Origin of the sequence: Bradyrhizobium genomosp. I (2014) (assembly GCF_000261685.1) — a bacterium.
Classification (GTDB): Bacteria; Pseudomonadota; Alphaproteobacteria; order Rhizobiales; family Xanthobacteraceae; genus Bradyrhizobium.
In genome coordinates this window covers 13,618-37,171 of record NZ_AJQE01000085.1, presented here as the reverse complement: position 1 = coordinate 37,171, position 23,554 = coordinate 13,618, and the positions used below count along the sequence as shown (strand labels likewise).

The window sequence follows — 23,554 nt, the reverse complement described above, 5'->3', positions numbered from 1 at the left end:
ATAAGAGGTGACAGGCGCTGTCACGAGACATTCGCGAGAGGGCCACAGATGGGCTTGGCTGCACAGATGGGTGGGGCGCGGGGCCGGTCTCGATGGTCTGACGTAACATAATGAATATGCTGGATTTTCGGATTTGAGCTCCGGACGTTCATGGCAGCTTCGATCAATCATGGGCTGACACGAAACGGATCGCCTTCTATATCGCTCGTCAGATGCGATTTTTCCGGGAGAGAACGAGATGGACGCTGCCCAACTGCGCCAGATGCAAGCCCCGATCAAGGAGCGCTACAAGACCGATCCCAACGCCGCGCTGATCACGCTGAAGGCCAAGGGCTCCACCGATAGCGAAGGCATCGCCTGCAAGGTCGAGACCGGGCGCGCCATCGCAATGGCCGGTCTGCATCCGGGCACCGGCGGTTCCGGCCTCGAACTCTGCTCCGGCGACATGCTGCTGGAAGCCCTGGTCGCCTGTGCCGGCGTCACGCTCAAGTCGGTCGCGACTGCGATCGAAGTGCCCTTGAAGACCGGCAACGTCTACGCCGAGGGCGATCTCGACTTCCGCGGCACGCTCGGCATCGACAAGGTGACCCCGGTCGGCTTCGCCGAGATCCGGCTGCGCTTCGAGGTCGATACCGACGCGCCGCAGGACAAGCTCGATCTGCTGTTGAAACTCACCGAGCGTTATTGCGTGGTCTATCAGACCATCAAGAACGGCCCGAAAGTCTCGGTGTCGCTGCAGCGGATGTGAGGAGCGAAGGTCGCCACTCCACGGATGGTGTCGTTCCCGCGTAGGCGGGAACCCATAACCTCAGGCCGCCGTGACTTCGGACGGTCGTCGCTCCAGCTCTAGAACCACAACGGCCTGTGGTTATGGATTCCGGGCTCGCGCTTCGCGCGCCCCGGAATGACGGATAGAATGTCTCTCGACCTCCATTTCCTCCTCTTCCTTCTTCTGCGCATGGCGATCGCGGCAGCGTTCGTGGTGACGGCGTCGATCGTCACCGAACGCTCCGGGCCGGTGATCGGTGCGCTGGTCGCGACCCTGCCGGTGTCGGCCGGTCCCTCCTACGTCTTCCTCGCGATCGATCATGACGCCGCCTTCATCGCGCAGGGTGCGCTGGCGAGCCTGCCGGTCAATGCGGCGACGATCGTTCTCGCGCTCACCTATGTCGTGCTGGCGCAGCGACATGGGCTTCTCGTGAGTTGTGGAAGCGCAATCGCGGTCTGGATCGTGCTTGCATCGATCATCCGCCAGTTCGACTGGTCGCTCCCCGCTGGGCTCGCCGTCAATTTGATCGCGTTCGGCATCTGCATTCCGCTCTTGGCCGGCTATCGCCATGTGAAGATGCCCCTGGTGACGCGCCGCTGGTACGACGTGCCCATGCGCGCTGCGCTGGTTGCGACCCTCGTCGCCATCGTGGTCTCGACATCGAGCTGGGTCGGCCCTCGCATCAGCGGCATCATCGCGCTCTATCCCGTGGTGTTCTCCAGCATCATGGTGATCCTGCATCCCCGCATCGGTGGACCGCCGACGGCCGCCGTGCTTGCCAACTCCGCCTGGGGCCTGCTCGGATTTGGCATGGCCATCGCCGTTCTGCACGTTGCAGTCGTGTGGTTCGGCTCCGCGATCGGTTTGAGCTTCGCGCTCGGCACTTGCGTCGTCTGGAATCTGACGCTGTGGGGGATTGGTCGGCGCGCGGTGCGCAAGGCGCGGCCGACGCCGTGAGACTACGGATCAGCGCGCCGCCGTGTCGCGAAAAGTCATGTCCGGGAATATCTATCTCATGCTCGAGGGCAATGCAGCGTCTTCGCAAGCCATTGAATGAGATGTGTCATTTCAAGTCGGGCCGCCGGCCGGGACTGATCGCGACGCGAGCAGAGACCGTTCCAGGTCCCGCCAATTTCCGACACTTGTATTAGAACTTTGTTCGAGCTTTTCGCTTACGAATGACTCAGCGTACCCGCTCCGCTGTCGTCAGCGCGAACTCGTCCTAGCTGCATCCGAGTGCAGGGACTCGCGGGAATTGTCGATTTGAATACGGCTGTGTCGCCGCAATTTTTACTTCCCCTACGAGCCGTCCACGCTATTTCGAGATGGAGATTCCTTGATGTTCGGTCGCAAGTCCCACGGTGATGCACAGGCACGGCTCGACGCCATCGGCCGTTCGCAGGCCATGATCGAATTCAATCTCGATGGCTCGATCATCACGGCGAACAAGAACTTTCTCGACGCCCTCGGTTATCGGCTCGACGAGATTCAGGGCAAGCATCACTCCATGTTCGTGCCGGCCGATCAGCGGGGCACCGCCGAGTACAAGGCGTTCTGGGCTGCATTGAACCGTGGCGAGTATCAGGCGCGCGAGTTCAAGCGGATCGCGAAGGGGGGCCGCGAGGTCTGGATCGAAGCATCCTACAATCCGGTGCTCGACGGCAACGGCAAGGCGGTGATGGTCACCAAGATTGCAACCGACATCACGGCGAGGAAGATCCGGAGCATGACGGATGCGTCGAAGATCGCCGCCATCGGCCGCGCCCAGGCCGTCATCGAATTCAAGCTCGACGGCACCGTCGTCACCGCCAACGAGAATTTCTGCAAGGCGCTCGGCTATTCGCCGGCCGAGATCGAGGGCAAGCATCACGGCCTGTTCGTGCCCGAGGCCGAGCGCAACGGCACCGCCTATCGCGAGTTCTGGGCCGCGCTCAACCGAGGTGATTACCAGGCCGGGGAGTTCAAGCGTATCGGCAAGGGCGGCCGCGAGGTCTGGATTCTCGCGTCCTACAATCCGCTGCTCGACGAGAACGGCAAGCCGTTCGGCGTCGTCAAATTCGCCACCGACGTCACAGCGGACAAGCTGAAGAATGCCGATCTCGCCGGCCAGATCGCCGCGATCGACAAGGCCCAGGCGGTGATCGAGTTCAACATGGACGGCACGATCATCACCGCGAACGCCAATTTCCTCGGCGCGCTCGGCTATTCGCTGGCCGAGATCAAGGGCCAGCATCACAGCATGTTCGTCGAGCCCTCGGAGCGCGATGGAGCCGGCTATCGCGAGTTCTGGGCCGCGCTCAATCGCGGCGAATACCAGGCGGCCGAATACAAGCGCATCGGCAAGGGCGGCAAGGAGGTCTATATCCAGGCCTCGTACAACCCTATCCTCGATCTCAACGGCAAGCCGTTCAAGGTGGTGAAATACGCCACCGACACCACGCGGCAGGTGCTGGTCCGCATGGGCAATGAGCGCGTCCGCGGCATGATGGAATCGGTCGCCGCCGGCTCGGAGGAGCTCAACGCCTCGGTGCGGGAGATCTCCGAGGCGATGACCAAATCCCGGGAAACGGCGATGAGCGCGGTCGAGCAGGTCTCCTCCGCCGACGCGCAGGCCCAGCGCCTCACCGAAGCTGCGCAGGCGATGAGCGGCATCGTCGAGATGATCAACAGCATCACCGGGCAGATCAACCTGCTCGCGCTCAACGCCACGATCGAGTCAGCCCGCGCAGGCGAGGCCGGCCGCGGCTTCGCGGTGGTCGCTTCCGAAGTCAAGAGCCTCGCCAACCAGGCCAAGCAGGCGACTGACAAGATCGGCGAGGAGATCGGCAGCCTCAACAGCATTTCCGGCGACGTCGTCAGCGCGCTCGGTTCGATCAAGCAGGCGATCAACAATGTCAGCGAGTACGTGACATCGACCGCCGCAGCGATCGAGGAGCAGAGCACGGTGACGAACGAGATGTCGACCAGCATGCAGCGCGCGGCCGCGGAAGCGGCAGCAATTGCGGCAAGGGCGTAGGCTATCCAGCCTGCATTTGTAGCCCGCATGAGCGCAGCGATATGCAGGACATACGTCCCCGGATGTCGCTTCGCTCATCCGGGCTACGATACCACTATTGCTTCGGCAGCCTGGCCTTCAACGCATAGAGCGCGTCCAGTGCCTCGCGCGGCGACATCTCGTCGGGGTGCAGCGCCTTCACCGCCTCCATGAGCAACTCGGCCTCGCTCGGCGGCGCGGCTTCCGCGGCGGCGCGCGAGGGGACGGCGAACAGCGGCAGGTCGTCCACCAAGGCTCGCGCGGTCTGGCCGCGGTCCTGCGCCTCCAGCTTGGAGAGCACGGATTTGGCGCGCGTGATGACCGCCGGCGGCAGGCCGGCGAGCTTGGCGACCTGGATGCCGTAGGAGCGGTCTGCCGAGCCCGGCAGCACCTCGTGCAGGAACACGACGTTGCCCTGCCACTCCTTCACCCGCACCGTCGCGTTGAACATCCGCGGCAGCTTGGCCGAGAGTGCGGTTAGCTCGTGATAGTGCGTGGCGAATAGCGTCCGGCAGCGGTTGCTCTCGTGCAGGTGCTCGATCGCGGCCCAGGCGATCGAGAGGCCGTCGAAGGTCGCGGTGCCGCGACCGATCTCGTCTAGGATGACGAGCGAGCGTTCGCCGGCTTGATTCAGGATCGCCGCGGTCTCGACCATTTCGACCATGAAGGTGGAGCGGCCGCGGGCGAGATCGTCGGCGGCGCCGACGCGGGAGAACAGGCGGTCGACGATGCCGACCCGCGCGCGCGTGGCCGGCACGAAGCTGCCGATCTGCGCCATCAGCGCGATCAGCGCATTCTGGCGCAGGAAGGTCGATTTACCGGCCATGTTGGGACCGGTGAGCAGCCAGAGCTGGCCTGACTTCTGCGCCGGCGCAGGCGACAGGTCGCAGGCATTGGCGATGAACGGCTCGCCGTTGCGCTTCAGGGCCTGCTCGACCACGGGATGGCGGCCGGCCTCGATGGCGAAGCTGAGCGAGCCGTCGACCTCGGGCCGCACATAGTTCTCGTCCACCGCCAGCCTGGCGAGCGACGTCGCGACGTCGAGCAGCGCAAAACCCTGCGCCGCAGCGCGCAGATCGTCGCTGATCTCGAGCGCTTTCGCACAGAGCCGCTCGAAGATTTCGAGCTCTAGCCCGAGCGCGCGATCGCCGGCATTGGCGATCTTGGCTTCGATCTCGCCGAGCTCGGAGGTGGTGAAGCGCACCTGCCCTGCCAGCGTCTGGCGATGGATGAAGGTGGTGTTCAGCGGCGGCGACATCAGCTTGTCGCCGTGCTGCGCCGTGACCTCGACGAAATAGCCGAGCACGTTGTTGTGGCGAATCTTCAGGGCCTTGACGCCGGTGTCGTCGGCGTAGCGCGCCTGCATCGAGGCGACCACGAGGCGCGAGGCGTCGCGCAGGTTTCGCGCCTCGTCGAGCGCGGGCTCAAAGCCCTGGCGAACGAAGCCGCCATCACGCTTGATCAGCGGCAGCTGATCGTCGAGCGCACGGGTAAATTCGGATGCGAGCGCGCGCGACGGCCTTTGCAGCGCTGCCATCACGGCCGCGATCTCCTGCGGCGGCTCGTCCAGTTCGGAGAGCCGTGTCAGCACCTGGTCGGCGGCGATGATGTCGTCGCGGATGCCGGCGAGATCGCGTGGTCCGCCGCGGCCGACCGAGAGCCGAGCCAAAGCGCGCGACATGTCGGGCGCGCCGCGCAGGATGCTGCGAATGTCCTCGCGCGCCGCGGAATCGGCAACGAAGGCGCTGACCGCGTCGAGCCGTCGGGCGATCGCCGGGGCATCCGTCAGTGGCGCCGCCAGGCGCTGTGCGAGCAGGCGCGACCCCGCCGAGGTCACCGTGCAGTCGATGGCGTCGAGCAGCGAGCCGCGGCGCTCGCCCGCCAGCGTCCGCGTCAGCTCGAGATTGGCGCGGGTGGCCGGATCGATCGCCATGGTCGCGCCGGAAGCCTCGCGCGCGGGCGGCGACAGCGGCGGATGTTTGCCGACCTGGGTGCGGTCGACATAGGTGACGGCGGCGGCCGCGGCGGTGGCCTCCAGGCGCGTGAGCTGGGAGAGCCCGTCCATGGTCGCGACCGCGAAATAGTCGCATAGCCGCTTCTCGGCGGTGGCACCGTCGAAGACATCGCGGGTCAGTGGCGTCACGGCCGGCAGCTCGCGGAGGGTCTGTCCGAGCTCGCCGTCGTTGTAGAGCGCGTCGGCGACGATCGCCTCGTTCGGGTTGATGCGCGCCAGCGTTGCGGGGAGCTCGCCGCTGGAGCATTCCGTCACCATGAACTCGGCGGTCGAGATGTCGATCCAGGCGAGGCCGAAGCGGTCGCCGCCGGCCGAGGAGCGGGCGCGCGCGATCGCCAGCAGGTAATTGTTGGCGCGCGCGTCGAGCAGCGTGTCCTCGGTCAGCGTGCCCGGCGTCACCAGCCGCACCACGCCGCGCCGTACCACGCTCTTGTTGCCGCGCGCCTTGGCCGCAGCGGGATCCTCGGTCTGCTCGCAGACGGCGACCCGGTGGCCGGCGCTGATGAGCCGATGCAGGTAATCCTCGGAGCGCTCGACCGGCACGCCGCACATCGGGATATCGGCGCCCTGATGCTTGCCGCGCTTGGTCAGGACGATGCCGAGCGTCCTGGAGGCGATCTCGGCGTCCTCGAAGAACAGCTCGTAAAAGTCGCCCATCCGGTAGAACAGCAGCAAGCCCTGATGCGCCGCCTTGATCTCAAGGTACTGTTCCATCATCGGCGTGACGCGCGCGGCGGCTTCGGCCTGCGGCGCGGGCGTGTCGTCGGGGGGCGGGACAGGTATCGGCTGTTGCATCGTCATGGGCGGCGCAACCTACAAAATTTCGGCACCTGCTCCTATCGCTTTGGCCGGAGAGGCGAGGTTTTCCACGTTGTCCGCACGGTGGCATGCGCTTGCGGCGTGCAGCCCCCTCGGAACACGCGCGCATCAGTCAATTGACCTGCCGCGGGCGCCCTCCTAAAACTCCGCCGACATTGAAGAATTTGGCCGGGCCGCGGCATTCAGGGAGAACAACGATGCGTGACGTCTTTATCTGTGATGCCGTGCGGACCCCGATCGGCCGTTTCGGCGGCTCGCTCGCCAAGGTGCGTGCCGACGATCTGGCCGCAGCCCCCATCAAGGCGTTGATGGCAAAGCACCCCAATCTCGATTGGGCGCAGGTGGACGAAGTGTTCTTCGGCTGCGCCAACCAGGCCGGCGAGGACAACCGCAACGTCGCGCGCATGGCGCTGCTGCTGGCGGGCCTGCCGGATTCGGTTCCCGGCCAGACCCTGAACCGGCTCTGCGCTTCGGGGCTGGATGCAGTCGGCGCAGCGGGCCGCGCCATCCGCGCCGGCGAGATCGAGCTCGCCATCGCCGGCGGCGTCGAGTCGATGACGCGCGCGCCCTTCGTGATGGGCAAGGCGCAGGAAGCCTTCTCGCGCTCCGCCGAAATCTTCGACACCACCATCGGCTGGCGCTTCATCAATCCGCTGCTCAAGGCGCAGTACGGCGTCGATGCCATGCCTGAGACCGGCGAGAACGTCGCCGAGGAATTCCAGGTTTCGCGCGCCGACCAGGACGCCTTCGCCATTCGCTCGCAGCAGCGCGCGGGCGCGGCGATCGCGGCGGGCTATTTCGCCGAGGAAATCATCCCGATCACCATTCCCGGCGGCAAGGCCGGCCCTGTTACGATCGACAAGGACGAGCATCCGCGTCCCGAGACCACGCTGGAAGGCCTCGCCAAGCTGAAGCCGATCGTGCGCAATCCCGGCACCGTGACGGCCGGCAACGCGTCCGGCGTCAATGACGGCGCCGCCGCCATGATCCTGGCCTCCGAAGCTGCGGTGAAGAAGCACGGCCTGACGCCGCGGGCACGCATCCTCGGCCTCGCTTCGGCCGGCGTGCCGCCGCGCATCATGGGCATTGGTCCCGTTCCGGCCACCCGCAAGCTGATGGAGCGGCTCGGCAAGAAGATCAGCGATTTCGACCTGATCGAGCTCAACGAAGCCTTCGCCTCGCAGGGCATCGCCTGCCTGCGCCAGCTCGGGGTCAAGGACGACGCCGATTTCGTCAATCCGCATGGCGGCGCCATCGCGCTCGGCCATCCGCTCGGCATGAGTGGCGCCCGCCTCGCCCTCACCGCCGTGCACGGCATGGAGAAGCGCGGCGGCAAGCTGGCGCTCGCCACCATGTGTGTCGGCGTCGGCCAGGGCGTCGCGGTTGCGATCGAGAAGCTGAACTGACGAGACGCGCGGCGTCTCATCATCCCGGAGCCGCTCGTTAGAGTGGAATCCGGGATCTCCGGGTTCCGGGTTCAGCCCTTGCGGGCTGCCCCGGAATGACAGCTTCGGGAAGCCGTGAAACCCGCTTCCCCAAATTAGTTATATCCTATAATGATTGGCGGAAGCGTTGTCCGGCCGGACTACAATGGCCGGGGAGGAGTTCGCCAATGACGTTCATCTATCCCACTGACAGCAACAAGGCGCATCCGGTGCCGCTGTCGCCCGACTACAAGAGCTCGATCAAGCGCGCGCCGAACAAGCCCCTGATCCCGATGCGCCATACGTTGTCGGAGCTGACCGGTCCGGTCTACGGACACGAGACCGTGCGGGAGGGCGACGACGATCTCACCCGCCAGCACAGTGGCGAGCCGCTCGGCGAGCGCATCATCGTGCACGGCCATGTGCGAGACGAGGACGGCCGCGGCGTGCCGAACTCATTGATCGAGATCTGGCAGGCCAATTCCTGCGGCCGCTATGTCCATGTCCGTGATCAGCACCCGGCGCCGCTCGATCCGAATTTCACCGGGGCGGGCCGCACCGTGAGCGATGCTTCCGGCTACTATCGCTTCGTCACCATCAAGCCTGGCGCCTACCCCTGGGGCAATCACCACAACGCCTGGCGCCCCGCGCACATCCATCTCTCGGTGTTCGGCTATTCCTTCGTCACGCGCCTCGTGACGCAGATGTACTTCCCGAACGATCCGCTGTTTCCGTTCGATCCGATCTTCAACTCGGTGCCGGACGAGAAGGCGCGGGCGCGGATGGTCTCGTCGTTCGATCTCGAGAACACGAAGCCCGAATGGGCGCTGTGCTACCGCTTTGACGTCGTGCTGCGCGGCAAGAACGCCACCCCCATGGAGAACCATTAAGTGGAAGAGTCCGTGAAGCCCGACGGGATCACCCCATCGCAGACCGTCGGTCCGTTCTTCAAATACGGCCTGACGCCGAACGGCGAGTACGCCTGGAATGACGCGTTCACCAACTCGACGCTGACCCCCGACGTCTCAGGCGACCGCATCCGCATCGAGGGCCGCGTGTTCGACGGCGACGGCGTTGCCGTGCCGGATTGCATGCTGGAGATCTGGCAGGCCGATGCGCAGGGACGCTTCGCCGACCCGCAGGACAAGCGTGCGTTGCCGAATGCGAATTTCCGCGGCTTTGCCCGCTGCGGCACCGACAAGGACGGCAACTACGCCTTCGAGACCATCAAGCCGGGCGGGGTGCCGGATCCCGACGGCAAGCCGCAGGCGCCGCACATCCTGCTTGCGGTGTTCGGCCGCGGCATGCTGCGGCATCTCTACACCCGCATCTATTTCAGCGACGAGACCGGTAACGCCGCCGATCCCGTGCTTGCGCTGGTGCCGGCTGACCGCCGCGCCACGCTGACCGCGGTCCGCGAGGCGGGTAAGGCGGTCTACCGGCTCGACCTGCGGCTCCAGGGCGACGACGAGACGGTGTTCTTCGAGGTCTGAGCGAATGCGTGCCGGCGACGTCGGGATGCCCGGCACGCGTTTCTCGTCTGGCGCAACCGCGGTGCTGCATCGAAGCCGGCTTGAGAGGTCTGGCCTCCCTGTACGTCAGCCTCACTGACTCAAAAAAGATTATTCGACGCCCTGTGCCCGTAGTTTTGCGAGCATTCTTTTCGGAGATTTCGTCCCCGCGAAATCCCGTATTTACCGTATCCGGTTAGGGTTAGCGCTGTTTCGACGCGCACCGGATTATTTTCATGAAATTTCGCCTTTCGCTGTCCTCCGCGATCATCGCGTTCGGGATCGTGCTCGCCATCGGGTTCACTGCGGTCGTCTCCACCAGCCTCTATGCGCTGCGCGAGCTCAAGGTCGGCGGCCCGCTCTACTCCGACATCAAGCTGGGCAACGACCTGATCGCGGACATTCTGCCGCCACCGGAATATGTCATCGAATCCTATCTCGAGGCGACCCTGGCCATGCGCGAGCCGGATCAACTGGCGGCCCACGGCGAACGCCTGGTCCAGCTTCGCAAGGACTACGATGAACGCAAGGCGTTCTGGGTCTCCTCCAGCCTCTCGGCCGACCTGAAGACGGCGCTGGTGTCGAAGTCCGACGCCGAGGTGCAGAAGTTCTGGAAGGCGTCCGACCGGCTCCTGCCGGCCCTCAAGGCCAAGGACGCGGCGGCGTCCGAGCGCGCCTACGCGCAGCTCAAGGACGCCTATACGGGGCATCGCGCCGTGATCGACAGCATCGTCGAGAGCGCCAACAAGCGGAATGCCGCCATGGAGAAGCTGGCCGCGGACCGCGACAGCTCCATCCTCTATGTCCTCCTCGGCGTCTCCGCCGCCGTTCTCGCCTTCATCGCTGCGGGCCTGCTCGGCGTGGCCCTCGGCGTGGTCCGTCCGATCGTGCGCATGACGGATACGATGCAGAAGCTCGCGACCGGCGATCTCGCCGCCGACATTCCGTTCGCGCACCGCCGGGACGAGGTCGGCTCGATGGCGGGTGCGCTCCAGGTGTTCAAGCAGGCGGCGGTCGAAAACTTTCGCCTGCGCGAAGAACAGTTGCGGCAGGAGCAGGAGGCGGCGCTGGCCAAGCGTTCCGCCCTGCACCAGATGGCCGAGACCGTCGAGCGCGAGACCGGCCGCTCGGTCGACACGGCGAGCGCGGCGAGCCATGGCGTGGAACGGGCGGCCGCCAGCCTGTCCGAGATTGCAAGTTCGCTCTCTGCGCAGTCGCAGGCGGTCGCGGCGGCTTCCACCCAGGCGCTCGGCAGCTCGCAGACCGTCTCGGCCGCGGCCGAAGAGCTCAGTGCTTCGATCCGCGAGATCGCGAGCCAAGTCGCGCGAACCAGCACGGTCACCAAATCCGCGGTTGCCGGACGCGAGCAGGCGCGTTCGACCATCCAGGCGCTGGCGGGTTCGGTGAAGAAGATCTCCGAGGTTTCCGACCTCATCGGCGGCATCGCGGGCCAGACCAACCTCCTCGCGCTCAACGCCACGATCGAGGCGGCGCGCGCGGGCGAGGCCGGCCGCGGCTTCGCCGTGGTCGCTGCCGAGGTGAAATCCCTGTCCGACCAGACCGCCAAGTCCACCGAGGAGATCGGCCGGCTGATCGCCGAGATCCAGACTTCGACGCAGGCGGCGGTCGATGCCGTCGAGGCGATGGGGGGCCACATCGTCGAGATCGATGGCATGGCGACCTCGGTCGCCGCCGCGATGGAAGAGCAGGACGCCGCAACGCGGGAGATCTCGCGGTCGATTTCCGAGTCCGCGTCCGCGGCGAAGGAGGTCTCGGCCAAGATCGGCAACGTCAGCCGCGACGCCGCTTCCGTCAACCAGCGCGCCGCGGACGTCAGGCAGGCGATCGCCGGCATGGCGGCCAATCTCGAGCAGTTCCGCTCGGTCGTGGTGCGGACCGTGCGCGACTCGACCGCGGCCGCGTGAAGTCGGGCACGAGGTCCGCTGCTGGTGCCCGGGAGTGTGATCATGCAGTATGGCGCGGGACAGGGGCATGGTGGTTATGACACTTCCACAATTGCCGGCGGTCGTTGAGCCGGATCGACTGACCGCTGCGCTGCGCAGGGGCGGCGTGCTGGACGCCGGTGCGGTGCGCGAAGTGAAGGTGCTGCATCAGCGCGACACGGTCGTGTCGCACATTCTCCGTCTTGGCCTGCGTTACGTCGGCGAATCCGCCGGCGCGCCGCAATCCCTGATCCTGAAGACGGCGAATTCCGCGTTCGCCGAGAAGCTGGCCAATGGCGGCCGGCGCGAGGTGGAATACTACACCCAACTGACGCCGAGCATGCCGCCGGGACTCGTCCCCCGCTGCTTCGACGGGCACTTCGACGAAGGCAGCCTCACCTGGCATCTTCTGCTCGAGGATCTGACCGACAGCCACGACATCGCGACGGTGTGGCCGCTGCCGCCGTCTCGCGATCAGGCGATCGCGATCGTCACCACGCTCGCGCGCTGGCACGCGGCGTGGTGGGACCATCCGAGCCTCGGCGACAGCGTCGGCACCTGGGCGAGCCCCGAGGACAGTGCGGCGCGGATGGAGACCTTCGCGGGCCATTACGACCGCTTTGCCGATTCTCTCGGTGACCGCCTCAGTGAGGAGCGGCGCATCCTCTATCGTCGCCTGATCGATCGGTCCGACCTGCTGTCGCAGCGCTACCACTCACGCCGTCGCCTCAGCATCACCCATGGCGATGCCCATATCTGGAACTTCCTGCTGCCGCGCACCGGCGTTGCCGATACCGTGCGCATCTTCGATTTCGACCTGTGGAGCATCAACGTTCCAACCCACGACCTCGCTTACATGATGGCGATGCACTGGTATCCGGAGCGCCGGCAGGCGCTCGAGCGCGCGATGCTCAACCACTACCACGACGCGCTGATCGAGAGCGGTGTCTCCGACTACACCCGCGGCGCGCTCGATCGCGACTACCGCTGGGCCGTGCTCTGGCAGATCACGCGGCCGGTCTGGCAGTGGGGCATCAATATCCCGCCTGTGATCTGGTGGAACAATCTGGAGCGGATATTTGCGGCCGTGGATGATTTGGGCTGCGAGGAGCTGCTGGGGTAGGACGCGCCGTCCGCTCTGTGCGGTGTGAGGCGCGATGACGGCTCAACCTTCTCGGTGTCGTCCCCGCGAACGCGTGCGTTCGCAGGGACGACAGCGGAGAGTGTGGATCGAGCGCGCCTACTCCATCACCGCATGTTCCGGCCCCGCGGCCTGCTTGCGCAGCGCGGCCTTGGTCGAGCCGATCAGCAAGGCGAGCGGGATGGTGCAGACGATGAAGACCATCACGAGCTGGTAGTCGTGCGCGAAGGCGATGATCTGCGCCTGCACGCTGACCATCCGGTCGGCCATGGCGCGGCCGACGTCGGTGGACAGATTGATCATGCCGCTGACGCTGGGCATCTGCAGCGCGTGGTTGAACGGATTGATGTGCTCGGAAAGGATCGCATAGGTCCGCCGCGTGCCCTGCGTCAGCTCGGCGATGACGACGGAGATGCCGACCGAGCTTGCGACGTTGCGCATCAGGGTCAGCATCGCGGTGCCGTCGGTCCGCAGCTCGTTCGACAACGTCAGGAACGCCACGGTCGAGAGCGGCACGAACACGAGGCCGAAGCCGAAGCCCTGGATGACGCTGACGGTGACGATCTCCGGCACCTGGGTCAGGTCGGTCCAGCCTGTCATCTGGAACAGCGAGCCCGCGGTCAGCGTCAGGCCGGCGATGATCAGCGTGCGCGCCTCGAAATAGCGCATCATGCGGCCGACCAGCATCATGGCGAAGAAGGTGCCGATGCCGCGGCTCGCCAGCAGCAGGCCGGCGGTGATGATCGGATAGCCGATGACGTTCTGCATGTAGGGCGAGGCCAGCGCCATGGTCGAGAACAGCACGAGCCCCATCACGATCATGAACACGCAGCCGGTGACGAAGTTGCGATCCCGAAACAGCGCGAAACGAATGAACGGCGTCGAGGTCGTGAAGGAATGCGCCAGGAAGAAGTAGAAGGCGACGGCCGAGACGATGAACTCCGCGAGAATCTCATTGGATTCGAGCCAGCCCAATTGCTCGCCGCGGTCGAGTGCGAGCTGCAGCGCGCCAATCGAGATCGCCAACGCGGCGAAACCGAACCAGTCGAATTTGAGGCTGAGGTCCTTCCTGGTCTCGTCCATGAAGATGATCAGCCCGAGCACGGTGATGGCGCCGAACGGCAGATTGACGAAGAACACCCAGTGCCAGGAATAGGTCTCGGTCAGCCACGCGCCCAATGACGGACCCATGATCGGACCCATCATCACGCCCATGCCCCAGATCGACATCGCCTTGGCGCGCTCCTGGAGCGTGTAATAGTCGAGCATCACCGACTGCGACAACGGCACCAGCGCGGCGCCGAACACGCCTTGCAGCAGGCGGAACAGCACCATCTGGTTGATGTCCTGCGCGAGCCCGCACAGCACGGAGGCCATGGTGAAGCCGGCCGAGCAGATGATGAAGATGCGCTTGCGGCCGAAGCGGTTGGCGATCCAGCCCACCGGCGCCGTCATGATCGCGGCGGCGACGATATAGGATGTCAGCACCCAGTTGATCTGGTCCTGCGAGGCCGACAGCGTGCCCTGCATGTAGGGCAAAGCGACGTTGGCAATGGTGGTGTCCAGCGCCTGCATGATGGTCGCGGTCATGGCGCAGATCGTCACCATGTTCCGGCGCAGGCCGGGAACCATCAGGCTGGCATTGGCGTCCGACATCGGATCAGTCCCTGTCGCAGTCTCTCGCTTGGTCTCTATTTAGTCCTGGTCTTTGTCCTGCCCCGCGGTCGCCGACAGGCCGAACAGGCCGGCGAGCGAGCGCTTGTGGCCGGTGTCGATCGTGGCATAGACGCTCATGCCGGCCTTCAGCTTTCGCACGTATTTGTCGGTCTCGTCGAAATAGATCCTGATCGGCACGCGCTGCACCACCTTGACGAAATTGCCGGTGGCGTTCTGCGGCGGCAGGATCGCGAACTGCGCGCCGGTGCCGGGCGAGAGCGAGCCGATCCTGCCCTTGAAGACATGATTCGGGAACGCGTCGACCTCGAGCGTCACCGGCTGTCCTTCCGTCACATAGGTGAGGTCGCTCTCCTTCGGATTGGCGTCGACCCAGGGATGGGCAACGTCGATGATGGAGAATACCGGCGTGCCGGCGGCGACGTAGCGGCCGAGCTGAATCTGCTCGACCTGCGTCGCCACGCCGCCCATCGAGGCGCGCACCACGGTGTGGTCGAGATTGCGCTCGGCATTGTCGAGCTTGGCCCTGGCTTCCGCATAGGCTGGGAATTTCTCCAGCGGCAGGTCGGGGTCGCCGAGCAGCTGGGTCTTCGCCGTCGAGAGCTGCTGCCTGACATATTGCGCGACGGACCCGGACGTGACGAGCGCATTCGCGGCGTTGTCGAGGTCGAGCTGCGAGCCGTAATTGTTCTTCACCAGTGCCTGCTTGCGCTCGACGTCGCGCTGCTTCAACTCGACGCCCTGCTGGGCGAGGTTGAGCATGTCGCCGTAGATCTTGATGTTGGCGCGCAGATTGTCATAGGTCGTCTGCGCCTGCATCAACTGCGCCCTGGCCTCGTCGACGGCGAGGCGGAACGGAACGGGGTCGATCTCGAACAGCTCGTCGCCCCGCTTGACGACCTGGCCTTCCTTCACCACGACCTTCTGAATCTTGCCGGAGATGTCAGGCGTCACAAGCACCTTCTGTGCGCCGACATAGGCGTCGTCGGTGCCGACATAGCGCCCGCCATTGAGATAGAAGGTGAGGCCGCCGATGGCGGCGAGGACAGGCAGCACGATCAGGAGCAGGAAACGGCGATAGCGGCGCAGGCCCGCCACCAGGCGGCGGCGCGGATCGGTGCCGGCCTTCTTGGTGGGCTTGCCGCCGTCGCTCTTCTGCTCGGGCTGAAACTTGAGGACCTGATCAGCCATAGTGCTGCTCCCTACGCGCCTGTTCCGCGCCGCTGGTCTGGATCGCGGTCCGCACGTTTTCCTTGATGGTTTCGAGTTGGGTGAGGAGACGGTGGGCGTCTGCCGGATTGATGCCGTCGAGCGCGTTGGCGGTGATTTCGGACCTCAGCCCACTCATCCGGCCAAGCAGCTGCCGGCCGGCCTTCCTCAGGTAGAGACGCTTGACACGGCGGTCCGAGGCGTCGTTGCGCCGTTCGAGCCAGTCGTTGTCGCAGAGCTTGTCGATCAGGCGTGTCAGCGTGATCGGCTGCACCTCCAGGAGTTCGGCGAGCTCCGACTGTTTCATGCCCTCGCTGCGCTCCACCTTGGCCAGCACCGCCCATTGCGCACGGGTGATGCCGAAGCGCGATGCCTCCTTGTCGGCATAGAGGCGCAGCAGGCGGTAGAGCTCGGCGAGCGTGAACAGGAAGTTCTGGTCGACAGACCCGCGGGTCATGAGCTTGGTCTCCAATAAGCAGGAGATATAATAAGCAAGCTTATGATTATTTCATGGCGGATTCCCGGGTGGCTGTCCCGCGGCGCCGGCATGGCTGGCAGCCGTTTGCAGTGTCGTGCTTTGGGTTCCCGGGCCGAAATGCTAAAAGGTCGGCCGCATGACCCTCGCGAACCCGGCATTTCCCGCGCCCGATCACGATCACCGCCGCTGCACCGCGGATGCACTGGCGCATGCCGAGGCGGTCTGCGAGCAGCGCGCGCAGAGATTCACGCCAATTCGCCGCCAGGTGCTGGGAGCGCTGCTCTCCAGCCACCGCCCGCTCGGCGCCTATGAGGTGATCGACGAACTCGCCAAGTCGATGGCGCGGCCGGCACCGATCACGGTCTATCGTGCCCTCGATTTCCTGATGGCCAACGGCCTCGTGCATCGCATCGAGAGCCGCAACGCCTATCTCGCCTGCGCCGCCCATGATCACGATACGACCTCGGCTGTGGCGTTCCTGATCTGCGAGCGCTGTGGCCTCGTCGGCGAGATTCCGTCGGCGTCCTTTGCCGGGGATATCAACGCCGCCGCGCGCGCCTCGGGCTTCGCCCCCAAATTGTCCGTGGTGGAGATCACGGGCGTCTGCACCCATTGTCAGAAGACTGCATAGACCAACAACGGCGCAAAGCCGGTATCCGGGAAGAAATGTCCTCAGCTCAGATAGTGCCCTCCGCCGCACGTCCCCTCAGTGCCGGCGCCATCGCCCTCATGCTCATGCTGTGCCTGACCTGGGGGTTCAACCAGATCGCGGTGAAGCTGGTGCTGCCGGATATTCCGCCGATGCTACAGGCCACGATCCGCTCGATGGGCGCGCTGCCGGTGTTGTTCATCATCGGCACCCTGCGTGGCGTCAATTTCTTCGAACGTGACGGCACCTGGAAGCCCGGCCTGATCGCCGGGCTGATGTTCGGCATCGAATTCGTGCTGATCTTCCAGGGGCTGCGCTTCACGTCCGCTTCGCGTGCGGTGGTGTTCCTCTACACCGCGCCGTTCTTCGTGGCGCTCGGCTCCTATCAAGTGCTCGGCGAACGTCTTGGCGCCTCGCAATGGCTGGGATTGGCCATCAGCTTTGCCGGCGTTGCCCTCGCGATCGGCGTGCCGCAGCCCAATGTCGATTCGCATGTTCTGCTCGGCGATCTCATGATCGTCGGCGGCGCCGGGCTCTGGGCGGCGACGACGCTGGTTGCCAAGGGCACAAGGTTGCGGTTCGCCGCGCCCGAGAAGGCGCTGGGCTACCAGGTCGCCACCTCGATCCCGATTCTGGGGACGGCGGCCTGGCTGTTCGGCGAGTCCATCACGCACATGCCGGCGCCGCTGTCGCTTGGCCTGATGGCGTTCCAGGCGATCTGGGTGGTGGGAACCACGTTCACGCTTTGGTTCGCGCTGGTGAAGGCCTATTCGGCCAGCAAATTGTCGGCTTTTACCTTCATCACCCCTTTGTTTGGCGTGGTGGGTAGCTATTTCATCATGCACGACACCCTAAGCCTGGCGTTCGGGGCCGCCGCCGTCCTTGTAATTGCTGGGCTTTTCCTGGTTAACCGTCCGAGTGCGGCCGTTCAGGAGCTCCCTCTCCCGGTGCCGCAAGCTCGTAAGGGAGCTCCTGAACCGGAGGCCGCACTCGATTCATAAGTTCTTGGTATTCCTTTGAATTCGAAGTTCGCTCGGGGGCGCCGCAAGGGAGGCGAACTTCGAACTCAGAGGAATACCCTCATCGGCTGCGGCGCCGCGCGATGCATTGCTGAACGTCACCAAAACCTGATATTTGGACCCCATGAACAAGCTCGAAAACCCTCTCGATTCAGACATCGCGGGCCCGGCGCCCCGGCATCGGACCACCCAGGTCAAGGTCGGCAACGTCGCCGTCGGCGGCGGCGCGCCGATCGTCGTGCAGTCGATGACCAACACCGACACTGCCGATGTCGACAGCACCATCGCCCAGGTCGCAGCGCTCGCGCGCGCCGGCTCCGAAATGGTCCGTATCACCGTAGACCGCGAGGAGGCTGCTGCCGCCGTTCCGCACATTCGCGATGGCCTCGCCAAGCGCGGTATCACGACGCCCCTGATCGGCGACTTCCACTATATCGGCCACAAGCTGCTCGCGGCCTATCCGGCTTGCGCCGAGGCGCTCGCCAAGTACCGCATCAATCCCGGCAATGTCGGCTTCAAGGACAAGCGCGACACCCAGTTCGCCGACATCATCGAGATCGCGAACAAGAACGACAAGCCGGTCCGCATCGGTGCCAATTGGGGCTCGCTCGACCAGGAGCTTTTGACCAAGCTGATGGATGAGAACGCAGCCTCGCCCAATCCGCGCGACGTGCGCGCGGTGACGCGGGAGGCCATGGTGCAGTCCGCGCTGCTCTCGGCCGCGCGCGCCGAAGAGCTCGGCATGCCCAAGGACCGCATCATCCTCTCCGCAAAGGTCTCGGCGGTGCAGGATCTCATCGCGGTCTATCAGGATCTCGCGTCGCGCTCCGACTACGCCATCCATCTCGGCCTGACCGAAGCCGGCATGGGCTCGAAGGGGATCGTGGCGTCGTCGGCCGCGCTCGGCATCCTGCTGCAGCAGGGCATCGGCGACACTATCCGCATCTCGTTGACGCCGGAGCCCGGCGGCGACCGCACCCGTGAGGTGCAGGTCGGCCAGGAACTGCTGCAGACCATGGGCTTCCGTACCTTCGTGCCGCTGGTTGCGGCCTGCCCCGGCTGCGGCCGCACCACCTCGACCACGTTCCAGGAGCTGGCGCGCTCGATCCAGGATTTCATCCGCGATGAGATGCCGACCTGGAAGACGAAATATCCCGGCGTGGAAGAGCTCAACGTCGCGGTGATGGGCTGCATCGTCAACGGCCCCGGCGAATCCAAGCACGCCAATATCGGCATCTCGCTGCCCGGCACCGGCGAAGCGCCGGCCGCGCCTGTCTTCGTAGACGGCAAGAAGTTCCGCACGCTGCGCGGGCCGACCATCTCCGCCGACTTCAAGGCGCTGGTGATCGACTACATCGACCAGCGCTACGGCCAGGGCGCCAAGGTGCCGGTGACCGCGGCGGAGTGATCGAGGTCAGCACGCGATGGTGCTGACCTGGCCACCTTCTCCATACTTGAGCAGCAATCGGTCGCGCGTGATCAACGTACCTCCGATGTCGCGCGTCGTCGCGAGCATGATGCGATCTGCAGGGTCGCGCGGCGGCTCGCCTGGCAAGAAGGACGACGCAATCAAGATATCGGGGGTGAGCTTGGCTAGCTGGACTCCGTCGATTGCAAGCAGCCGCTGGAACCAGCGCTCGGGTGTGGTGGAGAGGCCTATGCGATTGCGCGAAACAAGTAGACCTATCTCCCAGGCCGTGATCGGAGATACGAAGATCGGGCTGCCCGCGCGGTAAGCATTTTCGATCGCTTCCTTAGCCTCCACCGCGATAGGCTCGTCCTCGACGACCCATATCGCGGCGTTGGTGTCGAGCAGCAATGGCGCGGCTTCACTCATAGACTTTGCCCCAGTCTGGATCGGCCGGCTCCGTCAAATCCACGCCCGGTGGAATCCGCACCATTCCCTTCAGGGCACCGAATAGCGGGTGCCGACCACTTTTCCTGGTCCTCTGGGGCAGGGTCTCGGAAGGCCTTTGCTCCGTCCGTCGAAACACGACTTTGCGCGCCCTTGTGTCCACCTGTTCCGTTCGGAATCCGGCAGCCAGCCACACCTTGGTCATGACGTTGTTCGTCGGATTGTTGCTCCACCAGGCCGGATATTGAGGCGAGTTAGGAGGCAGCTTCCCGCCAATTACTCTTTCGATCTCGGCGAAGGTCATCGGCACCTCGCGGGTCTTTTGCGACCTCAGGAACTCGCCCAGACGGTCATATTTTCCCATGGCTCGTCTCCATCGCTCGGAAAACAATACTAAAGCTTTAGAAGTGTGTCAACATACTTGAAGTAAACCCATTGCGCCTCATCGTGTGGTGCCTACGATGACTGCAATCAAAAATACCAAGGGAGAAGCATCATGAGCTCACTCGCCGGCAAGCAGGGCCCGCGCTATCGCCACACGGCCGAGGACGGCGCACCTTACGAGACCATCGCGGTCGAGAAGCTCACCCCCATCATCGGCGCGGAAATCTCGGGCGTCGATCTCGGCTCGCTCGTCGATGGCGACGCCCGCTCCAACCGGCAGATGGACGAGATCCACCGCGCGCTCGCCGAAAACCTCGTCATCTTTTTCCGCGACCAGCAGATCACGCCGCAGCAGCACCTCGCCTTCGGCCGCAAGTTCGGCGAGCTACACTTCCATCCGGCCGCGCCGCACGAGGATGAAGACCCGGCGCTGATGAAGATCTACGCCGACAAGAACTCGCCGCGCGCCAATGGCGAGGGCTGGCATTCCGACGTGTCCTGCGATCTCGAGCCGCCGATGGGCTCGATCCTCTACATCAAGCAATGCCCGCCGCGCGGCGGCGACACGCTGTTCGCCAACATGTATGCGGCCTATGAGGCGCTGTCGGACCGCATGAAGGCCTATCTCGACGGGCTCACCGCGCTGCACGATGGCGAACCGATCTATCGCGGGCTTTACGCCAATTACGGCGTCGCCGACCGTCCGAGCTACCCGCATGCCGAGCACCCCGTGGTGCGCACGCATCCGGTCACGGGCAGGAAGGCGCTCTACGTCAACCGCGGCTTCACCCGCCACATCAACGGCATCCCGCGCGACGAAAGCGACGCGATGCTGGCCTATCTCTACCAGCACGCCGAGAACCCGCTGTTCCAGTGCCGCTTCCGCTGGACCGAGAACGCCATCGCCTTCTGGGACAACCGCTGTACCCAGCACCGTGCGATGTGGGACTACTGGCCACACACGCGCTCGGGCACGCGCGTGACGGTGAAGGGGGAGCGGCCGGTTTAACCCCCCCTCACGCTCTGCGTCGCGTCCGGGACGCGAGCGCTATCTTGCGTTGACGCACTCCAATTCCCGCGCCAATCTTCCCGAAAACAAATCGCGGGCTTCGTCGTCGCCCGTGGGTCGCGGCAGCGGAGTAGCGCTTGGGGCAATCGCGCAGGATCATCGCCGGGCTGGTCGCGTCGATCCTGCTGTCGTCGCTCGCCCTTGTCGATGCCGGCGAGGCTGCTGCCGCGCGAAAGATTGCAAGACCCAGGCCGAAGCCGTCGCCGCCGGCCAAATGTGAGATGCCGAAATTTCGGATCGTCGTGGATGTCGGGCACACCCCCGATTCCTACGGCGCGTTGAGCGCGCGCAATGATCCGGAGTTTGGCTTCAATCTCGTTCTCGCAAGACTCATCACAGCGAAGCTCAGGTCCGAAGGCTTTGCGGCAACGCGCCTGCTCGTCACCGATGGCAAGGCGCGGCCGAGCCTGTTCAAGCGGGTCAGTGCCGCGAATGACGGCCGCGCCGATCTCTTCCTGTCGGTCCATCATGATTCGGTGCCGGACAGGCTGCTCGAGACCTGGGAATTCGACGGCGCAAAGAGCTATTTCAGCGACCGCTTTTCGGGTCACTCGCTGTTCGTGTCGCGGCAAAATCCACACTTCGCCACCAGCCTGATGCTTGCGCGGATGATCGGCAGGCAGTTGAAGGAGCAGGGCCTGCATTATGCAAGCCAGTACACCCTGCCGGTGATGGGCCGCTACCGGCGCCAGCTCCTCGACAAGGAGGTCGGCGTCTACCGCTATGACGGGCTGGTCGTGCTGTCGCGGACGAGGAGCGCCGCCGTGCTGCTCGAAGCCGGCTCGATCGTCAATCGCGACGAGGAAATGGAGATGAACTCGCCGGAGCGGCACGAGGCGATCGCGGGAGCTGTCGCAGCGGGGATAGGGGAGTTTTGCGCGAGGCGGTAGTTTGCGCTCGCAATGACGAAAGCCTACAGCGGCCCACCCCGATATTCCCGGTTCGCCAGGCTTGCCTCCTCCAGGTCCAAATCGCGCTCGATCCGCCGCCTTGTCTCGTCGGTGATCTGGCCGTCGCGCAGGAGATCGTGGATGAATCTCCTTTCGGCGGCGATCAGGTCGCGGGTCAGCGCGGTGCCGGCGGCTGAGACGACGTGGTGGTTGGGATCGAGCGAGTCCGGGAGCTGGTTGACCCGGATATCGTGTCGTGCGCGCAGCAGCCGCATCACTTCTTCGGACACGTCCTTCTGCACGGTCAGCGCGTCGAGCGATTCCAGTGCGGCATCGAGCGCCTGGCGGCGGGCGGCGATCTCGGCTTCGTGCTCGGCGACATGCTCATGGCGGCCGGCCTCGGCGACGCCGAGCCAGCGCACGACCGGCGGAAGCGTCAGGCCGATGCCGATCAGCGTGACGAAGATGACGCCGAAGGCGACGAACAGGATCAGGTCGCGATATGGAAAGACCTCGCCATCAGGCAGCGTGAACGGCAGCGCCAGCGCGGCCGCGAGCGACACCGCGCCGCGCACGCCGGTGAAGGCGAGCACGAACGGCCATTGCCAGGGTGGCGACGGATCGCGCGCGCGCAGCGACTTGCTGAGCATTCGCGGCAGATAGGTTGCGGGATAGAGCCAGGCGAAACGCGCGACCACGACGATCACCAAGACCACGGCGGTTGCGATCAGGATGTCGTCGAGCGGGAACGCCTTCGATTTCTCGTAGAGCGCGCGCATCTGGAATCCGGTGAGCAGGAACAGCAAGCCCTCGATCAGGTAGATGATGAGGTCCCAGAAGAAGATGCCTTGCAGGCGTGTCGCCGAGGAGATCAGCAGGGGGCCGTTCCAGCTCACATAGAGGCCGCAGGCGACGGTCGCGATCACGCCGGAGCCGCCGACATGCTCGGGCAGCCAGTAGGAGACGTAGGGCGTGATCAGCGACAAGGTCAGCTCGACCTGCGGATCCCCCGACCATTTGCGGAAGCGAAGGGAGAGCCAGCCGACGCCGATGCCGAAGGCGATCTCACTGGCGACGATGAGGAGGAATTCGCCGGCCGCGAGCGGCAGCGAGAAATGCCCGACCATGATCGCGGCAAGCGCAAAGCGATAGAGGATCAGCGCCGTGGCATCATTGGCGAGCCCTTCGCCCTCGAGGATGACCAGTAGCCGGCGCGGCATGTTGAGCCGGCGCGCGATCGCGAGCGGCGCCACCACGTCGGGCGGCGCGACGATGGCTCCCAGCAGAAAGGCGATGGTCCAGGGCAGGCCGATCATGTAGTGCGTGGCGGCCGCTACCATCGCCGCGGAGAAGATCACCGCGCCAACCGCGAGCAGCACGATCGGGCGCAGATTGTTCCTGAACTCGCGCCAGCTCATGGCGACGCTCGCGGAGTAGATCAGCGGCGGCAGCACCATCAAGAGCACCAGTTCCGGCGGCAGCTCGACCGGCGGCATGCCCGGCACGAAGGCCAGGCCGACGCCGGCCAGCATCAGCAGGATGGCAGGGGCGACGTTGAACCGGCGCGCGGCCAGCGCCACGCCTGCCAGCACGGCGAGCAGGATGAGAAAGGTCTGAAACTTCGCTTCCATAGTGGTTTGTCTTGAACCGGAAGCGCCTGCACCGTCAATGC

20 protein-coding genes are annotated in these 23,554 nt (G+C 65.0%); 13 read left to right on the top strand and 7 right to left on the bottom strand.

Features of this window, described 5'->3' with window-relative positions; genetic code table 11:
- Positions 1–238 precede the first annotated feature (238 nt).
- The 3 genes from IC50_RS08165 to IC50_RS08155 all read left to right on the top strand — a co-directional run bounded on the left by IC50_RS08165 (position 239) and on the right by IC50_RS08155 (position 3,785).
- On the top strand, positions 239–748 hold the full coding sequence (locus IC50_RS08165) for an OsmC family protein (protein WP_035702846.1): 510 nt from the start codon (positions 239–241) through the stop codon (positions 746–748).
- 168 nt (positions 749–916) lie between these two features.
- Positions 917–1,726 (top strand): hypothetical protein, encoded by an 810-nt coding sequence (locus IC50_RS08160; RefSeq protein WP_035702845.1) that lies wholly within the window; start codon positions 917–919, stop codon positions 1,724–1,726.
- Between the two features lie 382 nt (positions 1,727–2,108).
- Positions 2,109–3,785, top strand: a complete 1,677-nt coding sequence (locus tag IC50_RS08155; RefSeq protein WP_085973631.1) for a methyl-accepting chemotaxis protein — start codon at positions 2,109–2,111, stop codon at positions 3,783–3,785.
- 94 nt (positions 3,786–3,879) lie between these two features.
- Here IC50_RS08155 and mutS read toward each other — a convergent pair whose 3' ends face one another.
- On the bottom strand, positions 3,880–6,618 hold the full coding sequence (gene mutS / locus IC50_RS08150; protein ID WP_035702839.1) for a DNA mismatch repair protein MutS: 2,739 nt from the start codon (positions 6,616–6,618) through the stop codon (positions 3,880–3,882).
- 215 nt (positions 6,619–6,833) lie between these two features.
- Here mutS and pcaF point away from each other — a divergent pair, with 215 nt between their 5' ends.
- The 5 genes from pcaF to IC50_RS08125 all read left to right on the top strand — a co-directional run bounded on the left by pcaF (position 6,834) and on the right by IC50_RS08125 (position 12,637).
- Positions 6,834–8,042, top strand: a complete 1,209-nt coding sequence (gene pcaF / locus IC50_RS08145) for a 3-oxoadipyl-CoA thiolase (RefSeq protein WP_035702838.1) — start codon at positions 6,834–6,836, stop codon at positions 8,040–8,042.
- Between the two features lie 206 nt (positions 8,043–8,248).
- A complete protein-coding gene (pcaH, locus tag IC50_RS08140) occupies positions 8,249–8,950 on the top strand; it encodes a protocatechuate 3,4-dioxygenase subunit beta (RefSeq protein WP_035702837.1) in 702 nt (233 codons plus the stop codon).
- Complete coding sequence (pcaG, locus tag IC50_RS08135; protein WP_085973630.1) at positions 8,951–9,553, top strand: protocatechuate 3,4-dioxygenase subunit alpha; 603 nt, start codon at positions 8,951–8,953, stop codon at positions 9,551–9,553.
- A 254-nt stretch (positions 9,554–9,807) separates the two neighbouring features.
- On the top strand, positions 9,808–11,496 hold the full coding sequence (locus tag IC50_RS08130; RefSeq protein ID WP_035702836.1) for a methyl-accepting chemotaxis protein: 1,689 nt from the start codon (positions 9,808–9,810) through the stop codon (positions 11,494–11,496).
- Between the two features lie 49 nt (positions 11,497–11,545).
- Positions 11,546–12,637 carry a phosphotransferase gene (locus IC50_RS08125; protein ID WP_035702835.1) on the top strand — a complete coding sequence of 364 codons (1,092 nt, stop codon included), beginning with the start codon at positions 11,546–11,548 and terminating at the stop codon, positions 12,635–12,637.
- 117 nt (positions 12,638–12,754) lie between these two features.
- Here the strand turns inward: IC50_RS08125 and IC50_RS08120 are convergent, their stop codons facing one another.
- Genes IC50_RS08120 through IC50_RS08110 form a run of 3 tightly spaced genes read right to left on the bottom strand, consistent with a single transcriptional unit; the run spans position 12,755 to position 15,995 of the window.
- Positions 12,755–14,311, bottom strand: coding sequence for an MDR family MFS transporter (locus tag IC50_RS08120; RefSeq protein WP_035702834.1), 1,557 nt, complete (start codon positions 14,309–14,311; stop codon positions 12,755–12,757).
- A 39-nt stretch (positions 14,312–14,350) separates the two neighbouring features.
- Positions 14,351–15,520, bottom strand: coding sequence for an HlyD family secretion protein (locus IC50_RS08115; RefSeq protein WP_035702832.1), 1,170 nt, complete (start codon positions 15,518–15,520; stop codon positions 14,351–14,353).
- Entirely contained in the window at positions 15,513–15,995 is a 483-nt protein-coding gene (locus IC50_RS08110) for a MarR family winged helix-turn-helix transcriptional regulator (RefSeq protein WP_035702872.1), read from the bottom strand. Before IC50_RS08110 ends, IC50_RS08115 begins: the two co-directional genes overlap by 8 nt.
- 157 nt (positions 15,996–16,152) lie before the next feature.
- Here IC50_RS08110 and IC50_RS08105 point away from each other — a divergent pair, with 157 nt between their 5' ends.
- From IC50_RS08105 to ispG, 3 genes are all read left to right on the top strand, one after another.
- Entirely contained in the window at positions 16,153–16,647 is a 495-nt protein-coding gene (locus tag IC50_RS08105; protein ID WP_035702830.1) for a Fur family transcriptional regulator, read from the top strand.
- Positions 16,648–16,682: 35 nt separating this feature from the next.
- A complete protein-coding gene (locus IC50_RS08100; protein ID WP_035702828.1) occupies positions 16,683–17,666 on the top strand; it encodes a DMT family transporter in 984 nt (327 codons plus the stop codon).
- Between the two features lie 142 nt (positions 17,667–17,808).
- A complete protein-coding gene (gene ispG, locus IC50_RS08095) occupies positions 17,809–19,092 on the top strand; it encodes a flavodoxin-dependent (E)-4-hydroxy-3-methylbut-2-enyl-diphosphate synthase (protein ID WP_035702827.1) in 1,284 nt (427 codons plus the stop codon).
- 6 nt (positions 19,093–19,098) lie between these two features.
- Here ispG and IC50_RS08090 read toward each other — a convergent pair whose 3' ends face one another.
- Both IC50_RS08090 and IC50_RS38380 read right to left on the bottom strand, forming a co-directional pair.
- On the bottom strand, positions 19,099–19,521 hold the full coding sequence (locus tag IC50_RS08090; protein ID WP_035702825.1) for a type II toxin-antitoxin system VapC family toxin: 423 nt from the start codon (positions 19,519–19,521) through the stop codon (positions 19,099–19,101).
- The gene (locus IC50_RS38380; RefSeq protein ID WP_050990933.1) at positions 19,514–19,903 is read right to left on the bottom strand and encodes a DUF7662 domain-containing protein; all 390 of its coding nucleotides are present in this window, start codon (positions 19,901–19,903) and stop codon (positions 19,514–19,516) included. Before IC50_RS38380 ends, IC50_RS08090 begins: the two co-directional genes overlap by 8 nt.
- A 132-nt stretch (positions 19,904–20,035) precedes the next feature.
- On the opposite strand from IC50_RS38380, the gene IC50_RS08080 reads away from it, so the two are divergent.
- The gene (locus tag IC50_RS08080) at positions 20,036–20,932 is read left to right on the top strand and encodes a TauD/TfdA dioxygenase family protein (protein WP_035702823.1); all 897 of its coding nucleotides are present in this window, start codon (positions 20,036–20,038) and stop codon (positions 20,930–20,932) included.
- A 137-nt stretch (positions 20,933–21,069) separates the two neighbouring features.
- Positions 21,070–21,882: an N-acetylmuramoyl-L-alanine amidase family protein gene (locus tag IC50_RS08075; RefSeq protein ID WP_035702819.1), complete on the top strand. Its 813-nt coding sequence runs from the start codon at positions 21,070–21,072 to the stop codon at positions 21,880–21,882.
- 23 nt (positions 21,883–21,905) lie between these two features.
- On the opposite strand, the gene IC50_RS08070 is transcribed toward IC50_RS08075, so the two are convergent.
- The gene (locus IC50_RS08070; protein WP_035702818.1) at positions 21,906–23,513 is read right to left on the bottom strand and encodes a Na+/H+ antiporter; all 1,608 of its coding nucleotides are present in this window, start codon (positions 23,511–23,513) and stop codon (positions 21,906–21,908) included.
- Between the last annotated feature and the right edge of the window lie 41 nt (positions 23,514–23,554).

Excerpts from the sequence above, each read along its gene's own strand:
- IC50_RS08165 (WP_035702846.1), top strand. The coding sequence starts at position 239 with ATGGACGCTGCCCAACTGCGCCAGATGCAAGCCCCGATCAAGGAGCGC.
- IC50_RS08160 (WP_035702845.1), top strand. The coding sequence starts at position 917 with ATGTCTCTCGACCTCCATTTCCTCCTCTTCCTTCTTCTGCGCATGGCG.
- IC50_RS08155 (WP_085973631.1), top strand. The coding sequence starts at position 2,109 with ATGTTCGGTCGCAAGTCCCACGGTGATGCACAGGCACGGCTCGACGCC.
- mutS (WP_035702839.1), bottom strand. The coding sequence starts at position 6,618 with ATGACGATGCAACAGCCGATACCTGTCCCGCCCCCCGACGACACGCCC.
- pcaF (WP_035702838.1), top strand. The coding sequence starts at position 6,834 with ATGCGTGACGTCTTTATCTGTGATGCCGTGCGGACCCCGATCGGCCGT.
- pcaH (WP_035702837.1), top strand. The coding sequence starts at position 8,249 with ATGACGTTCATCTATCCCACTGACAGCAACAAGGCGCATCCGGTGCCG.
- IC50_RS08130 (WP_035702836.1), top strand. The coding sequence starts at position 9,808 with ATGAAATTTCGCCTTTCGCTGTCCTCCGCGATCATCGCGTTCGGGATC.
- IC50_RS08125 (WP_035702835.1), top strand. The coding sequence starts at position 11,546 with ATGGCGCGGGACAGGGGCATGGTGGTTATGACACTTCCACAATTGCCG.
- IC50_RS08120 (WP_035702834.1), bottom strand. The coding sequence starts at position 14,311 with ATGTCGGACGCCAATGCCAGCCTGATGGTTCCCGGCCTGCGCCGGAAC.
- IC50_RS08115 (WP_035702832.1), bottom strand. The coding sequence starts at position 15,520 with ATGGCTGATCAGGTCCTCAAGTTTCAGCCCGAGCAGAAGAGCGACGGC.
- IC50_RS08110 (WP_035702872.1), bottom strand. The coding sequence starts at position 15,995 with ATGACCCGCGGGTCTGTCGACCAGAACTTCCTGTTCACGCTCGCCGAG.
- IC50_RS08105 (WP_035702830.1), top strand. The coding sequence starts at position 16,153 with ATGACCCTCGCGAACCCGGCATTTCCCGCGCCCGATCACGATCACCGC.
- IC50_RS08100 (WP_035702828.1), top strand. The coding sequence starts at position 16,683 with ATGTCCTCAGCTCAGATAGTGCCCTCCGCCGCACGTCCCCTCAGTGCC.
- ispG (WP_035702827.1), top strand. The coding sequence starts at position 17,809 with ATGAACAAGCTCGAAAACCCTCTCGATTCAGACATCGCGGGCCCGGCG.
- IC50_RS08090 (WP_035702825.1), bottom strand. The coding sequence starts at position 19,521 with ATGAGTGAAGCCGCGCCATTGCTGCTCGACACCAACGCCGCGATATGG.
- IC50_RS38380 (WP_050990933.1), bottom strand. The coding sequence starts at position 19,903 with ATGGGAAAATATGACCGTCTGGGCGAGTTCCTGAGGTCGCAAAAGACC.
- IC50_RS08080 (WP_035702823.1), top strand. The coding sequence starts at position 20,036 with ATGAGCTCACTCGCCGGCAAGCAGGGCCCGCGCTATCGCCACACGGCC.
- IC50_RS08070 (WP_035702818.1), bottom strand. The coding sequence starts at position 23,513 with ATGGAAGCGAAGTTTCAGACCTTTCTCATCCTGCTCGCCGTGCTGGCA.